This window comes from Kosakonia sp. YIM B13588 (assembly GCF_042788165.1).
In the GTDB taxonomy this organism is placed as follows: domain Bacteria; phylum Pseudomonadota; class Gammaproteobacteria; order Enterobacterales; family Enterobacteriaceae; genus Kosakonia; species Kosakonia sacchari.
Genome location: NZ_JBHZPO010000004.1, coordinates 24,016 through 38,465, shown reverse-complemented (window position 1 = coordinate 38,465; position 14,450 = coordinate 24,016). Strand labels below are relative to the sequence as shown.

12 protein-coding genes are annotated in these 14,450 nt (G+C 54.5%); 4 read left to right on the top strand and 8 right to left on the bottom strand.

Going from position 1 to position 14,450, the window contains the following annotated elements; genetic code table 11:
• Nucleotides 1-63: 63 nt before the first annotated feature.
• A complete protein-coding gene (gene mdh / locus ACFX4U_RS09235) occupies nt 64-1,002 on the bottom strand; it encodes a malate dehydrogenase (RefSeq protein ID WP_305734872.1) in 939 nt (312 codons plus the stop codon).
• Nucleotides 1,003-1,411: 409 nt separating this feature from the next.
• Between mdh and argR the strand changes: the two genes are divergently transcribed.
• The 3 genes from argR (at nt 1,412) to yhcN (ACFX4U_RS09220) (ending at nt 2,892) form a co-directional block, all read left to right on the top strand.
• A complete protein-coding gene (gene argR / locus ACFX4U_RS09230) occupies nt 1,412-1,882 on the top strand; it encodes a transcriptional regulator ArgR (protein ID WP_017457303.1) in 471 nt (156 codons plus the stop codon).
• Between the two features lie 381 nt (nt 1,883-2,263).
• Nucleotides 2,264-2,527 carry a peroxide/acid stress response protein YhcN gene (yhcN, locus tag ACFX4U_RS09225; protein ID WP_017457302.1) on the top strand — a complete coding sequence of 88 codons (264 nt, stop codon included), beginning with the start codon at nt 2,264-2,266 and terminating at the stop codon, nt 2,525-2,527.
• Between the two features lie 101 nt (nt 2,528-2,628).
• On the top strand, nt 2,629-2,892 hold the full coding sequence (yhcN, locus tag ACFX4U_RS09220) for a peroxide/acid stress response protein YhcN (protein ID WP_017457301.1): 264 nt from the start codon (nt 2,629-2,631) through the stop codon (nt 2,890-2,892).
• A gap of 60 nt (nt 2,893-2,952) precedes the next feature.
• Here yhcN (ACFX4U_RS09220) and ACFX4U_RS09215 read toward each other — a convergent pair whose 3' ends face one another.
• From ACFX4U_RS09215 to aaeX, 5 genes are all read right to left on the bottom strand, one after another.
• On the bottom strand, nt 2,953-3,222 hold the full coding sequence (locus tag ACFX4U_RS09215) for a hypothetical protein (protein WP_200552371.1): 270 nt from the start codon (nt 3,220-3,222) through the stop codon (nt 2,953-2,955).
• A 44-nt stretch (nt 3,223-3,266) separates the two neighbouring features.
• Nucleotides 3,267-4,721 carry an NAD-dependent succinate-semialdehyde dehydrogenase gene (locus ACFX4U_RS09210; protein WP_313509283.1) on the bottom strand — a complete coding sequence of 485 codons (1,455 nt, stop codon included), beginning with the start codon at nt 4,719-4,721 and terminating at the stop codon, nt 3,267-3,269.
• Between the two features lie 82 nt (nt 4,722-4,803).
• Entirely contained in the window at nt 4,804-6,771 is a 1,968-nt protein-coding gene (gene aaeB, locus ACFX4U_RS09205) for a p-hydroxybenzoic acid efflux pump subunit AaeB (protein ID WP_305734869.1), read from the bottom strand.
• Nucleotides 6,772-6,776: 5 nt separating this feature from the next.
• Nucleotides 6,777-7,709, bottom strand: a complete 933-nt coding sequence (gene aaeA, locus ACFX4U_RS09200; protein WP_305734868.1) for a p-hydroxybenzoic acid efflux pump subunit AaeA — start codon at nt 7,707-7,709, stop codon at nt 6,777-6,779.
• 7 nt (nt 7,710-7,716) lie between these two features.
• Complete coding sequence (gene aaeX / locus ACFX4U_RS09195; RefSeq protein WP_061492969.1) at nt 7,717-7,920, bottom strand: p-hydroxybenzoic acid efflux pump operon protein AaeX; 204 nt, start codon at nt 7,918-7,920, stop codon at nt 7,717-7,719.
• Nucleotides 7,921-8,098: 178 nt separating this feature from the next.
• Here aaeX and aaeR point away from each other — a divergent pair, with 178 nt between their 5' ends.
• On the top strand, nt 8,099-9,022 hold the full coding sequence (aaeR, locus tag ACFX4U_RS09190) for an HTH-type transcriptional activator AaeR (protein ID WP_044489502.1): 924 nt from the start codon (nt 8,099-8,101) through the stop codon (nt 9,020-9,022).
• A gap of 39 nt (nt 9,023-9,061) precedes the next feature.
• On the opposite strand, the gene tldD is transcribed toward aaeR, so the two are convergent.
• Together tldD and yhdP are read right to left on the bottom strand one after the other, a co-directional pair.
• Nucleotides 9,062-10,507 (bottom strand): metalloprotease TldD, encoded by a 1,446-nt coding sequence (tldD, locus tag ACFX4U_RS09185; protein WP_200552395.1) that lies wholly within the window; start codon nt 10,505-10,507, stop codon nt 9,062-9,064.
• A gap of 83 nt (nt 10,508-10,590) precedes the next feature.
• Nucleotides 10,591-14,400, bottom strand: coding sequence for an AsmA2 domain-containing protein YhdP (gene yhdP, locus ACFX4U_RS09180; protein ID WP_313509289.1), 3,810 nt, complete (start codon nt 14,398-14,400; stop codon nt 10,591-10,593).
• Between the last annotated feature and the right edge of the window lie 50 nt (nt 14,401-14,450).

Genomic DNA, 14,450 nt, shown 5'->3' with positions numbered 1-14,450 from the left:
CCATAAAAAAACCGGAGCAACAGGCTCCGGTTTTTTCTTCCCGCAGGTGCAGGACAACGAGGCTTAACGATTAACGAAATCGACGCCAAGCTGAATATCTTTTTTCAGCGTATCCAGCATGCCTTCCAGCGACTGCTGTTCAAACGCGCTGAGCTTACCGATAGCGTGACGCTCCTCGATACCGTTTTTGCCCAGCAGCAGCGGCTGTGAGAAGAAACGCGCGTGCTCACCGTCACCTTCCACATAAGCACACTCAACCACGCCTTGCTCGCCCTGCAGCGCGCGCACCAGCGACAAACCAAAACGTGCGGCGGCCTGGCCCATAGAAAGTGTTGCTGAACCGCCACCCGCTTTCGCTTCTACCACTTCGGTACCGGCGTTCTGAATGCGTTTTGTCAAATCGGCCACTTCCTGCTCGCTGAAGCTTACGCCCGGGATTTGCGACAACAGCGGAAGGATTGTCACGCCAGAGTGTCCACCGATAACCGGGACTTCGATATCCGTCGGCTGTTTGCCTTTCAACTCTGCCACGAAGGTGTTGGAACGGATGATGTCCAGCGTGGTCACGCCAAACAGCTTGTTCTTATCGTAAACACCGGCTTTTTTCAGCACTTCAGCGGCAATAGCGACTGTGGTATTCACCGGGTTAGTGATGATGCCAATACAGGCTTTCGGCGCGGTTTTCGCCACCTGAGCGACCAGGTTTTTCACGATACCGGCGTTGACGTTAAACAGGTCGGAGCGATCCATACCCGGTTTACGCGCCACACCTGCGGAAATCAGTACCACATCGGCACCTTCCAGCGCAGGCGTCGCATCTTCGCCGGAGAAGCCTTTAATGGTAACAGCGGTAGGAATATGACTGAGGTCAACGGCAACCCCAGGGGTGACAGGTGCAATATCATACAGAGAGAGTTCTGAACCTGAAGGCAGTTGTGTTTTCAGTAGTAGGGCGAGCGCTTGACCGATACCGCCGGCCGCGCCGAGGACTGCGACTTTCATCCTAAACTCCTTATTATGGTTAGCTAAATATTTTGTTACTCCGTTGCGGCGACCTTAATCCACCCTGGTAATTATGACAATAAACGCGCCAAAATAGTGCGGCGCAGCCCACTGTTAAGATCTTATATAAGGATGGATATGACCGTCAGATCGGCAATCTAAGCAACTAACACTCAGAGTTTATAATATAGCTGCGGTATTCACCAAAATAACATCAACTTTATAACATTTAATTTACTTTTTAATCTTATTTGCGACGTAAGACACATGTGGCTGTGCTTCATCACAGGATTTGATAAACTTCGCGCCTTCTCAGCAGTTTTCAGAAATTCCCTCGCGAGAATATTTGCATAAAAATTCATCAATATGCATAATAATGTTGTTTTCACGGCCATATTACGGGTGACTTATGCGAAGCTCGGCAAAACAAGAAGAATTAGTTAAAGCGTTTAAGGCGCTTCTTAAAGAAGAGAAATTCAGTTCTCAGGGAGAAATTGTTCAGGCTCTGCAAGAAGAGGGCTTCGACAATATCAATCAGTCAAAAGTCTCTCGCATGCTGACCAAATTCGGCGCGGTGCGCACACGCAACGCGAAGATGGAAATGGTCTACTGCCTGCCAATCGAACTGGGTGTACCCACGACCTCCAGCCCGCTGAAAAACCTGGTGCTGGATATCGATTACAACGATGCCGTCGTGGTGATCCACACCAGCCCCGGCGCTGCGCAGCTGATTGCGCGTCTGCTGGACTCTCTGGGTAAAGCGGAAGGCATTCTTGGCACCATCGCCGGGGATGACACGATTTTCACCACGCCAGCCAAAGGCTTCACGGTTAAAGATCTCTACGAAGCGATTCTGGTCCTGTTCGAACAAGAACTGTAATTAGTGCCTCTCCCCCGGCTTCGTTCGCGGGGGAATGTTCGGCTTTTTGCCCCACAACTCGACTTTTCCCCTACCGCTAACTTAGCAGTTAGTGCGATTTATGGTTTCAATCCCCTTTCCCAGCGTATACCACCGCACAAAAAATCAAATTCATCTATCCATATGATTTTCTTAACTATCGTTAACTAAATTTTTACCTGAGCGCTAGTTTTTATGCTTTTCTGCAATATAAAACTGCAAATCTTATTCCCATTCATCATAGTTATAATTAGCTTGATATTAATTATTCGCGTGACTAGTGTATACTTGATTTTGTGATGAGGGTCACGAAACAAGACCCTGCGAAAAATTTAAAGAAAAGAATACGACGAGGTAAGAGACATGAATATCAAATCAACCGTTGCAACATTGAGCATCCTTTCAGCCCTGTCATTTGGCGCTTTCGCGGCGGATTCCATCAACGCGGAACAGGCGCAATCTCGCCAGTCGCTGGGTACTGTTTCCATCGGTTCTGTCACAGCGTCTCCGATGGATATGAACGCGCAACTGAGTAAAAAAGCGGAAGAACAAGGTGCTTCAGCTTACCGCATCATTGAAGCACGTAGCGGCGACCAGTGGCACGCAACCGCAGAGCTGTATAAATAAGTTTTACCGATAACCCTATCTAACCGTCACTCAACGGCACCAGGCACAAAAAAAGCAGTTTAATCCTTCTCGCCGTTGAGTCTCTTTTAAGGAGACAGACAATGAAACGTAATCTCATCATCGCATCCCTTGGCCTCGCATCCCTGATCTCATTCGGCGCGAGCGCCGCAACGCTAGTTAACAGCGATCAAGCCAGCAACCTGCAATCTATCGGCAGTGTTTCTATTTCCCAAAGAGCGGGCGTCCCGATGGACATTCGCCAGGAGCTCTCTGCTAAAGCCGATCAGGCTGGCGCGAGCAGCTACCGTATTATTGAAGCGCGTACGGGTGATAGCACCCACGTTACGGCTGAACTGTATAAATAAACCCTCGTCGTCTTGTCCGACGACTTGCCCCTGCCTGTCAGGGGCTTTTTTTTACCTCGCTCACCGCACATTAAAACGCAGTTCGCCTTCCAGCTCCTCTTCCGCTTCATCAAATAGCAGGATCAACGCGCCAAAACGGCGGCGCTGTTTTTCCGGCAGATGAATAAATTCAATTTCCAGCGGCAAAGGCAGCGCACCATCCATCACCGTGTCCCACAGGGAATCGAGATCGTGAACTTTCTCGCGCTCAATAGCGAACAGGCGGCTAAACTCGCGGTAGAAAGCACTTTGATCGTCGATATGTTTAAAATCGAAAGTGTAGATATTCATTTTCCGCCATCAGCCCAACAGGGCGGCAAACGCCGCCCACATGATTACAATCCCCCAAGGTGCAGAGTTTTCACTTCCAGAAACTCTTCCAGCCCCAGCACCGAACCTTCCCGGCCAAGACCGGACTCTTTCACCCCGCCAAATGGCCCCAGCTCCGTTGACACCGCACATTCGTTAATGCCGATCATGCCGCTTTCGATCGCCTGCGAAACGCGGAATACCCGCTGCAGGTTCTGCGTATAGAAATAGGCGGCCAGACCAAACGGTGTTGCGTTGGCACGTTGCACCACCTCCTCTTCACTGGTGAAACGGAAACAGGCAGCTACCGGACCAAACGTCTCTTCCTGCGCCAGTTTCATGCCATCGCTGCAATCACCCAGCACCGTTGGCTGCCAGAAGTTCCCGCCGAGGCTGTGCGGTTTACCGCCGGCCAATACTTTCGCGCCTTTGGCGACGGCATCGTCGACATGCTCGCGCACTTTGTCCACCGCAGCGCGTTCAATCAGTGGCCCGACGACCACCCCCTCATCCAGACCATTACCCACTTTTAGTGCATTAACAGCCTCTGTCAGTTTTTGCGTAAAGGTATCGTAGACAGATTCATGGATGTAGAAGCGGTTGACGCTGACGCACACCTGCCCCGCATTACGGAATTTATTGGCGATAGCGCCCTGCACCGCCGCGTCAATGTCGGCATCCTCAAACACGATATAAGGCGCATTCCCTCCCAGCTCCATCGATACTTTTTTCATGGTTTCAGCCGCGTTGCGCACCAGCGTTTTCCCCACCGCCGTCGAGCCGGTAAACGAGATTTTGCGCACCTCATGGCTGGCCATAATCGCATCGCTGATTTCAGACGTATTCCCGGCAACGGCGTTCAGCACGCCATCCGGTACACCGGCTTTTTTCGCCAGCGCCAGCAACGCAAAAGCGCTAAGCGGCGTGTTATTTGCCGGTTTGATAACGCCGGTACAACCTGCCGCCAGGGCGGGCCCAAGCTTACGGGTCAGCATCGCCATCGGGAAATTCCACGGCGTAATCGCGGCCACCACGCCAATGGGTTCTCGCGTCGCCAGAATGCGTGAGCCGGGTTTGATGGGCGGGATAATTTCACCGTTGGCGCGTTTCGCCTGCTCAGCAAACCACTGAATAAAGCTGGCGGCATAGTCGACTTCACCTTCCGCTTCTTTCAATGGTTTGCCCTGCTCAGTGGTCATTAATCTGCCAAGCCAGCTTTTGTTTTCAATGATCAATTCATACCAGCGATACAAAATGGTCGAGCGCTCTTTCGCGGTTTTCGCCCGCCATGCGGGAAAGGCGCGCGTTGCGGCAGCAATGGCTTCTTCTGTCTCTTTCTTGCCTGCTTTGGCGACTTTCGCGATAGTTTCGCCCGTAGCCGGATTCAGAACGTCAAATGTGGTACCCAGCGTTTTCCAGACACCATCCACCAGATAGCCGGTCTGAAAAAGCGCATTGTCCTGCAGTGACTGCGTTGTCATTTGTCCTCCTGATCTGCGGTTTATAAAAACTATTAGAAAGTATAGCCATAAAAAAACCGACGCTTTTGGCGTCGGTTTGGCATTAACTGCTGGTCAGCGCATGTTGGTATTTATGCAACATACCTGTTAGTCGGTGTACCGGCTCGGTAACCTGCGGTGGCGCGTTCCAGTGATGTAGCTTGTGCTGGTAAATATCCAGTTCTTCCAGCAACTGGGTGAAATAACGGCGACGTTTCGTGTCGCTGCCCGCCGATATCACTTGTGATGCCGTACGCCGTAACTGCCGATGAAACGCCGAAAGATCATCATTGATCGGCACCGGCGCATCCCGCAGGCGCTGGTGCGCAATAATCAATGTCAACGCGAGGCGGAATTTCGCGATATCACCAGGAAATTTATTCAGCAGCAAAAAAAGCTGTTGATACAGCGCGGGCAAGTGGTTCTCTTTGCGACGCGCGGTATTCGTGGTCATTGCCGAAACGGCAGCGGAAACAAACTGGTTCAACAGCATGCGCCCGGTGCGCGCCTGGGAGTTATCGCGCACCAGCAAAAGCACAACCATTGCCAGAACCACGCCAACCAGCTGCCCCAACGCGTTATCAAGAAACTGGCTGAATTTAAAGGTCATCGGGTTATCAAGCACCAGAATATTAATGGTGCCCGCCAGCGTCGCCATTGAACCCAGCCGCCTTTTTTGCACTTCAATACCAATAAAGAACGCCAGCACCGCCAGACTAATACACAGCAACAGCATGCTTTGTTGCGTCGATGGCAGGATAACCAGGTAATAGAACGAGCCAATCGGCAGCGCCCATAACATGCCGTAGATAAAATCTTTCGCCACCATTTTCGGGTTCGGCAGACGCATCGCCAGCGACGTGACCACCGCGATCATTACCATTGAGCCGCTGCCAGATGTCCAGCCGGTCCACAGCCAGAACAAGGTGCCCAGCATGCAAGAAAGCGTGGTGCGCCAGAAGTTCACCATCGCATGGTGGCGTTCGGCTGATTCCGCTTTCACCACCACTTCGCCCTGTAACACCTCTTCTTCGACGGCGCTGATTTTCGCGTTGCCAATCACACCGCGTTTCAGCAGCAGATAGCGAGTCGCCGCACCCACCCAGCTATAAATGGTGACGGGAGTTTCCCGCTCACCGGTCCAGGCAATGACCCGGCGCATTCTTTTTAACTGCTTGTGCATCTCCTGCACGTTGTCGACCGGCTCGGCAAACAGCTCACGAAACGTGTCGGTGATAAGCTCCGGGCGGGTGTTCTGAATCAGATAGGTTTCACACGCCTGGGTAATCAGCGTCAGCGACAAGGTGTTGATCACTTTCAGGCGGCGGTTAGCGCGCCCCCAGCGGGAAGACTCAATATTCAGATTGCTGCGCATCCCTTCAAGGGCATTGGTACGACGCACCAGCGCAGCCCAGGCTTTGTCCACCTCTTCGCTATCGCCATGCTTGATGCACAACTGCATCAGTTGATAGTGGGCCAGCAGCAGGCTATCGAGCTCGCGGTCAATTTCCTGTTTGACGGAGCGCGGAGAAAAGAGCAGATCGGCAACAATCGCACAGAGAATGCCCACCACAATTTCACTGCATCGCTCAACGGCAAATTGCGGTGCCAGCAGTGGTTCCGTCTGAATAGTGACGACAATAATTAACGCGGTGTAACCCGCCAGCCCCCAGGCATAAGAGTTTTCAACGCGCACCAGCGACGAGAGCCAGGTACAAAACCCGGCCCAGACACAGCACACCATTAACATCAGAAGCGGGGTGCGGATCAGCACGATGATGATGGCCAGCCCGGCAATACAGCCGATAAAGGTGCCGACAATACGCAACATCCCCCGGTAGCGAATCGCACCGGAATAGGGTTCGCCACCGGCGGCGAATGCCGGGCCCGCCGCGACAATCGCCGCAGTCAACACCGCCCAGCGCGGGGTTTCAAGCTGAAAGTGAAAGCCAACAAACAGTGCCAGTACGACGGCAAAGGCCAGCTTGAAAGCAAAACGCAAATGCTGGCTGGCAATGGATAACAGCCCCATAGCGATTAACCCAGCTCACGCAGGCGATGCGCCATTTTGCGAAAGAACGAATCTTGGCTTTCATCACGATCGGATTTACCCGTCACCACCACCGTTGCGGTCGTTCCCGCTGGCCACAGGTTGCCTTGTTGTTTGTCGAGACGAATACGTACCGGCACACGCTGCGCCAGCCGCACCCATTCAAGGTTGGAATCGATGGTCGCCATGCCTTTGCTGTCATTGCTGCTGCTGGCGTTCGTGACGCCTGCGGCGATGCTATCCACCGTACCTTTCAGTACCAGGTTGCTGCCAAGCGGGGTGATCTCCGCGCGATAACCCGGACGTACGCCTTCCAGCTTGGTCTCTTCCATGTACGCCAGAACATAGAAGGTGTGTTGTTTCACCAGCGCCACCGCGGTGGAGCCTCGGGTAATAAATTCACCGGCGTACACATTCAGGTTGGTGACCCAACCATCGGCCGGTGCACGAATGATCGTGCGCTCCAGATCCAGCTTCGCCAGATCGCGGGTTGCCTGAGCTTTGGCCAACTGATGCAGCTCAGTTTGCAGAGTGTTGTTGGCCTGGTCGATCTCTTCGCGCGACATGGCCTGAACACCCAACTGATTACGCCGGCCGGCTTCGCGGCGTTTCTCCGCCACCAGCGCTTCGTAGTAGGCGACATCGGCTTCATCTTCCGCCAGCGCTTTTTGGTAACGCGGTTGATCGATGGTGAACAGCACCTGGCCCTCTTTCACCAGTTGGTTGTCATGCACATTGACGGCGGTGACAAGCCCGGTGACATCCGGCGCGATAGCGACAACATCGGCACTAAAGCGCGCGTCGCGCGTCCAGGGCGATTCGGTGTAATAAACCCAGGCGCGGAAAATCGCGATGAACGCCAGGATTACCAGCACCATAGTGATAGCGGTGCGAGAGATATTTCTTGTTAGTGTTTTCACTTCTACCTCAAACAAACAGGCGCGACAGCAGGTAAAAAAGGCAGCAATACAGCGCAGTGTTAAACAGCGCCGGGTGCCAGACAAAGTCATAGATCCCGGTAGGGACCAGCACCCGGCGCACCAGCCAGAAGATCGCCAGTGACAAAATTAATTCGAAAAAAATCGGTGGGAACGACAAACCGAACACCACGATGACGGGAAACAGACTCATGTTGACCTTGATTAAACAGCGTGCAGGTGACAATTCGTTCTAACGTCACCGCAGGAGTAAGGGCAAGGAGAGCCAGGCGAGAGTGACGTGAATATTCTTAATAGATAGTATATTAACGTAACTGTTATGCTGTTATCTATATTATGTGATCTAAATCACTTTTAACTCAGAGTGAATAATGGAACGACTAAAACGCATGTCGGTGTTTGCCAAAGTGGTGGAGTTAGGTTCATTTACCGCCGCCGCCCGACAGCTACAAATGAGTGTTTCCTCCATCAGCCAGACCGTCGCCAAACTGGAAGATGAGTTGCAGGTAAAGCTGCTGAACCGCAGCACGCGCAGCCTGGGGCTCACCGAAGCGGGGAAGATTTACTATCAGGGCTGCCGCCGGATGCTGCATGAAGTGCAGGACGTTCACGAACAGCTTTACGCCTTTAACAACACCCCAATCGGTACGCTGCGCATTGGCAGTTCTTCAACCATGGCGCAAAATGTGCTGGCAAAAATGACCGCCGATATGCTCAAAGAGCATCCGGGTTTGTCGGTAAATCTCGTCACGGGTATCCCGGCACCAGATCTGATTGCTGACGGTCTGGATCTGGTGATCCGCGTCGGCGCGTTGCAGGATTCCAGCCTCTTTTCCCGCCGTCTTGGCGCGATGCCAATGGTGGTTTGCGCGGCAAAAAGTTACCTTGCCCAGTACGGTATTCCTGAAAAGCCTGCGGACATGGTTAACCACTCATGGCTGGAATACAGCGTGCGTCCGGATAACGAATTTGAGCTGGTGGCGCCAGAAGGGATCGCCACGCGGCTTATCCCGCAAGGGCGTTTTGTCACTAACGATCCGATGACGCTCACGCGCTGGCTGACGGCCGGCGCCGGGATCGCATTCGTGCCGTTAATGTGGGTGATCGACGAGATCAACAGCGGTCAACTTGAGATCCTGCTGCCGCGCTACCAGTCGGATCCGCGCCCGGTTTACGCGCTCTATACCGAAAAAGATAAGCTGCCGCTGAAAGTGCAGGTGTGCATTAACTATCTGACGGATTACTTTATTGAAGTGGCGAAAGTGTATCAGGGAATGCAGGGACGTAGCGTATGAGAAATTCACCCTCTTCGTACGAAGAGGGTGAGAAGAGCGTTAAGCCGTACCGCCGACGGTCAGGTTATCGACTTTCAGCGTCGGTTGGCCCACACCCACCGGCAGGCTCTGCCCCTCTTTACCGCAGACGCCAACGCCGTTATCCAGTTTCAGATCGTTACCCACCATGGAGATCTGCTGCATCGCTTCGATACCGGAGCCAATCAGCGTTGCGCCTTTCACCGCTTTGGTAACCTTACCTTTTTCAATCAGGTACGCTTCAGAAGTGGAGAAGACAAATTTACCGGAAGTGATATCGACCTGGCCGCCGCCAAAATTCGGGGCGTAGATGCCGTAGTCGACAGATTCGATAATCTCCTGCGGAGTTGATTTGCCCGCCAGCATATAGGTGTTGGTCATACGCGGCATCGGCAGATGCGCGTATGATTCGCGACGCCCGTTACCGGTCGGCTTAACACCCATAAGACGCGCGTTCAGCTTGTCCTGCATATAGCCTTTCAACACGCCGTTTTCGATAAGCACGTTGTACTGGCCGGGCGTTCCTTCATCATCAATCGCCACCGAGCCGCGACGATCGGCGATGGTGCCATCGTCCACAACGGTACACAGTTCTGATGCCACCAGTTGTCCCATTTGACCGCTAAATACAGAGGTTCCACGGCGGTTGAAGTCGCCTTCCAGCCCGTGACCAACCGCTTCGTGCAGCAGCACGCCCGGCCAGCCCGCGCCCAGTACCACCGGCAGCGTGCCCGCAGGTGCGGCAACAGCAGAAAGATTTACCAGCGCCATACGCACGGCTTCTTTCGCCCACGCATCCGCGCGAACGTCGCCATCCACATCCTGCAAGAACCAGTCATAACCAAAACGACCGCCGCCGCCGCTGGAACCGCGCTCGCGTTTGCCGTCGTCTTCAACCTGTACACTCACGGAAAGGCGTACCAGCGGGCGAACATCCGCCGCCAGCGTACCGTCGGTCGCCGCCACCAGAATGAGTTCATAAACGCCAGTCAGGCTGGCAGTCACTTCCTGCACGCGTTTATCCGCCGCTCGCGCCGCTTTATCCACGCGACGCAGAATATCGAGCTTCTCTTCACGGCTCATGCTTTGCAGCGGATCGATGCTGGTATAAAGGCTTTTATGCTCAACCGCGCCCAGCGTTTTCACTTTGCCATCGCCCTCTTCCCGCACGATGGTACGCGCAGCCTGTGCGCTCTGTTCCAGCGCCAGCAGGCTGATTTGGTCCGCATACGCAAAACCGGTTTTCTCACCGCTGACGGCGCGCACACCCACGCCCTGGTCGATATTATAAGAGCCATCTTTAATGATGCTGTCTTCTAAAACCCAGGATTCGTGATAGCTCGACTGGAAATAGAGATCGCCGTAATCAAGACGACGCGCGGTCAGTTGACCGAGAATAGCAAACAGATCCTGATGGCTCAGGCCGTTTGCTGCCAGAAGTTGTTCACTTACCAGATTAAGACTCATCATTTTTTCTCGTCGTTGCCGCCACAGCGGGCAATAAAAAGTGCGATATAAGGAGCTTGAGGCAATTCGCCGATGCCGTCAAATCATTGCTTTTTGTCCGTACGCGGCTGGCGCAGGACTTCGTTGATTTGCGGCTGATCGACCGGGCCGGTAATGCGGTAGCGCAGAATCGAGACTTTGTTCCACAGTGGCCCCAGCACTTTGCTGGCGGCAAACACCGCCGCACCGACAATCGGGTTAACGGCAAAGGCCGCCGCCACACCGACAGTCGCGGAAATTTCTGGCGCTACCACCGCTTCCATATCCAGCTCGCGGCGCACCAGGTTCACCGAGCCTTTCATGGCGATATCCGCTTCCAGACCGTCCACCAGCGTATCGTCGGTATGCAGCACACCGTCTTTGATCCACGCGGTGCTGCGAATGGAATCAAACCAGAACCCCTCGCTGCTGAAGGTATCGCTGAAGTCAAAACGCAATTTACGCCACAGCGAATCGACACTGAACAGGCGCAGCAACTGCCCGGCATGACCAGTGCTGATATCGGTAATTTTGCCTTTGCCAAGACGCGTACGCAGGATGCCATTGAGCGACTCTTCCTGCGGTTGCCACGGCGTGCTGCGCCAGTGCAGGTCATAATTAATATCAAACGACGAATCACGCACCGGCGTTGGTACGCCAAAGAAGCCCATCGCTGAATCAATTTTCTCGCCGCGCAACACACCTTTCAGTGAGGTGCGCTCCGCGCCTTCACGATTGACCCATTCACCGTCGGCGGTAAGCCGCGCAGTACCGCTGTCCACCAGGCCGTTTGCCAGTGTCAGCGTATCGCCCTGAATGGCGAAATCGCCATCGATGCGTCCATATTTTTGCCCCCACAGCCAGCACTCCGCACAGCGCAACTGCAAATCCGGCCAGCCGGTAAAATCCACTCGCGTCTGGCCGCGCAACAGCGTTGAAGGGGAAGAGATGTCGTTATCGTCCGGTGGCGCGTTCGACGGGTTGTAGTAGAGGTAGCGGATCGCGGCCTGCCACGGCGCATTATCATGGATCGTCAACGTACCGCTGATTTCGCGCCCCTGCGCTTCGATGGTCGAACCTGAATCTTGCGGCTGCGAAACAATGCTGAGGTTATTCCACTGCTGCCCGCCCAGCGTCAGAGCTGGCGTACGCAGCGTAATGCTCTGCGGGAAGGTGGTGGCACTGCTGACATTATTTGCCACGCCCTGTCTGAACAGACCCAACCACTGCGCGCCGTTCATTGCCGGCAAGTTGAGTTCAAGCCCGGCCTGCTCCGGCAGCGGCGGCAGTGTACGGCTGTCCGAGGTCCAGATGCCGCGATCGAGCGTCAGCTTATTATTCAGCAACCAGCGGCTATTGAAATGGTTGTTGCCACCGGCATTACCGGTTAAATCGAAACTGTGCAGGTTCCCTTCTACCTTCATCTTCAACGGCAATGCCTTGCCTGCGGGTTTATCCAGCGGCGACGGTAACGTGCTGGCAAGATTGCCCAAGTCACCATCAATATTGACCTTATAAGTGGTGCCGCCACGGTGCGGCAACTCAACGCCAACATCGCCTTTCCATGCGATGCTGCCGTGCAGCGCATCATTAAGCTGTGGAGGTAAAACGCCGGTTTTTGCCGGTTGCCAGTTTCCGTTGAGATTCACCGCCACCTGATAGGCTTTATCCCCTTCGGTGGTGGAGAAATCGAGGTTCACCGGTTGGTTAAACCACGTTGCCTGTAGTGGTTCGCTTTTCAGCGTACCGTTCTCGAAGCTGAATTTACCGCTGAGGTTCTTCAGTGTGCTGTTAAGCGGCTTGATAAACAGGCTGTTGTTGTTCAGCGCCACGTCACCTCTGGCGACGGTCTGCTCCCCGTCCAGCGGAATATCAAGATGTAAGCGAGCGCTTACATCGCCATCGATTTGCAGCTCATCCAGCGCGCTGCCCAGCGTATCGTGCAGCGGCGTCTCTTTGAAATAGGGCCCAACGGCTTTGCCCGGCCCGTTAATGTCCGCGTCAATCAGTAGCTTCTCTTTGACGTAATCCGGGATGTTGGCAGTCAGGTTGCTGGCCGTTACACCGCCCAGCGCCACTTTACTGCTTTTCATCCACAAGCCGTCGTTGAGGAAGTCGAGATCGATATCGAGGTTTTGCAGCGCCGGCCAGTCAGGCTGGAAAGCAAAGGTCGCGTTGCGAAGCGGCACTGAGACTTCAAACTGGCCTTCGTTGTGCTTAAACGGGAAGAGCTTCGGATTACCGCCAAACAGCAGCGTGGCATCTTGCGTCTGCCCGCCTTTGATCGACGAACTCAGGTACGCTACCAGCTCTTTACCCATCAAATTTTCCGGGAAGTAGCGCCAAGCTTGCCCGGCATCCGTCACATTGATGCCGGCCAGGATACCTAACCAGGGCTCATCACCTTGTAGCTGGAGATAACGGAAATCACCGCGCGCGCGAAGGGCATTGGCCTGTACGTCGATATTGCGCCCATCCAACTGGAAGCCGTGTTCGTTATTCAGCCAGTTCAGTGTGGCAACGCCTTTTTCAATCTCCAGCGGCGCGGGGAACACCGTCTTATACGGCATCTTCGCCTGCGCGATATCGGCGGTTAAGCGCCCATTCTCCACGCTGCCGGCAAGCGTTCCACTCAGGTGTTCAACACCGGGCAGTAATTCCCACTGTTGCCAGGCAATATCCTGCCACTGGGCGTGGAAACGCGTTTTTTCGGTCGCCTGCAAAGGGATATCCAGCGCCAGCTGTTCCAGCTTGCCGCGAGGCTGCATGGTATGCCAGATGTCGTACAGCTCCGGGGAGATTTTCTGCGCAATCGGCAGCAGCCCTTCTAAGCCACTGAGTTCAAGGTTACTGGCACGAACGCGCAGTTCATCGCTACGCACACTGCTGGTACCGCCCACTTCCTGCGCCGGAACCCAGGCAAAACTCAACGCGCCCTGCGGCCACGGATGGTCATCAATTGCGATACGCGTTACCGGTACATCAAACTGCCAGCCCTGCTGCTGACGAGAGACATGGGCGGTAAGGTTATCGACCGTCATGCGGTGCTGCGTATTATTGCCCTGCCAGCTGGCACCGCCTTTTTTTAGCCATACGTCGCCGCTCTCCACCACGCCTTTGCTTAATGTCATCCAGCCTTCAAGGCTGAAGCGCGCGGTATCCAGCGCGACCTTATCCTGCATCCATTTGGCGAGCCAGGGTTTGACATCAATGTCGTCCGCCTGCAACCACACCCGCCCATTGTTCAACAGGCCGTTGTCGTCACGCAGATCCATGCGCACCTGCATAATGCCGTGCTGACCGGTGAGGCTCGACAGGCTGACTTGCCCTTCCGCACGGTGACGATCGTTGCCGTTAAGCCAGGTAAGTTGCGGGATCGCCAGCTCAGCGCGCTGCCCGGAGAGCGTTAAGAAACTGATGCGGCTGTCGCGCAGATCAAAGTGATCGAACTGGCGCAAAAACAGATCGCTGATGCGATCCGTGGTGATAGGTTCGCCGGTGTCATTGCGTTGTAGCGGAGTATTGCTCTGCGCGGCCAGCTGATAAAAGGTGAGATTACGAAACTGCCAGCGCATGTGCAGCAGGCTTTGCCAGACATCCAGCGCCAGCGTCACGCGTTTGACCGACAGCTCGCCGCCATCGGGCAGCGTCGCGTTAATGTCGCGCACGTCCAGTTCAGGACCGAAATTTTCCCAGCGCGCCTGTATCTGGCTGGCCGAGACAGGAACGCCGGTTTGCGCGGTGATACGCGCCAGAATGGGCTCACGCCAGCTGTCCAGATGGGGCAGCACAAGGCGCAGCCCACTTACCAGCAGCGCCGCGATAACAATCAGCGTCGCGCCTGTAAGCAGCAATATCCCCGGCAGTCGCCTCACGCCTCTCTCCTTGTCAACCAAACCCAGACTCGCTCATGTCGCAGCACGCT

Excerpts from the sequence above, each read along its gene's own strand:
- aaeR (WP_044489502.1), top strand. The coding sequence starts at position 8,099 with ATGGAACGACTAAAACGCATGTCGGTGTTTGCCAAAGTGGTGGAGTTA.
- aaeB (WP_305734869.1), bottom strand. The coding sequence starts at position 6,771 with ATGGGGCTGTTATCCATTGCCAGCCAGCATTTGCGTTTTGCTTTCAAG.
- aaeX (WP_061492969.1), bottom strand. The coding sequence starts at position 7,920 with ATGAGTCTGTTTCCCGTCATCGTGGTGTTCGGTTTGTCGTTCCCACCG.
- yhcN (WP_017457301.1), top strand. The coding sequence starts at position 2,629 with ATGAAACGTAATCTCATCATCGCATCCCTTGGCCTCGCATCCCTGATC.
- argR (WP_017457303.1), top strand. The coding sequence starts at position 1,412 with ATGCGAAGCTCGGCAAAACAAGAAGAATTAGTTAAAGCGTTTAAGGCG.
- yhcN (WP_017457302.1), top strand. The coding sequence starts at position 2,264 with ATGAATATCAAATCAACCGTTGCAACATTGAGCATCCTTTCAGCCCTG.
- mdh (WP_305734872.1), bottom strand. The coding sequence starts at position 1,002 with ATGAAAGTCGCAGTCCTCGGCGCGGCCGGCGGTATCGGTCAAGCGCTC.
- tldD (WP_200552395.1), bottom strand. The coding sequence starts at position 10,507 with ATGAGTCTTAATCTGGTAAGTGAACAACTTCTGGCAGCAAACGGCCTG.
- ACFX4U_RS09210 (WP_313509283.1), bottom strand. The coding sequence starts at position 4,721 with ATGACAACGCAGTCACTGCAGGACAATGCGCTTTTTCAGACCGGCTAT.
- ACFX4U_RS09215 (WP_200552371.1), bottom strand. The coding sequence starts at position 3,222 with ATGAATATCTACACTTTCGATTTTAAACATATCGACGATCAAAGTGCT.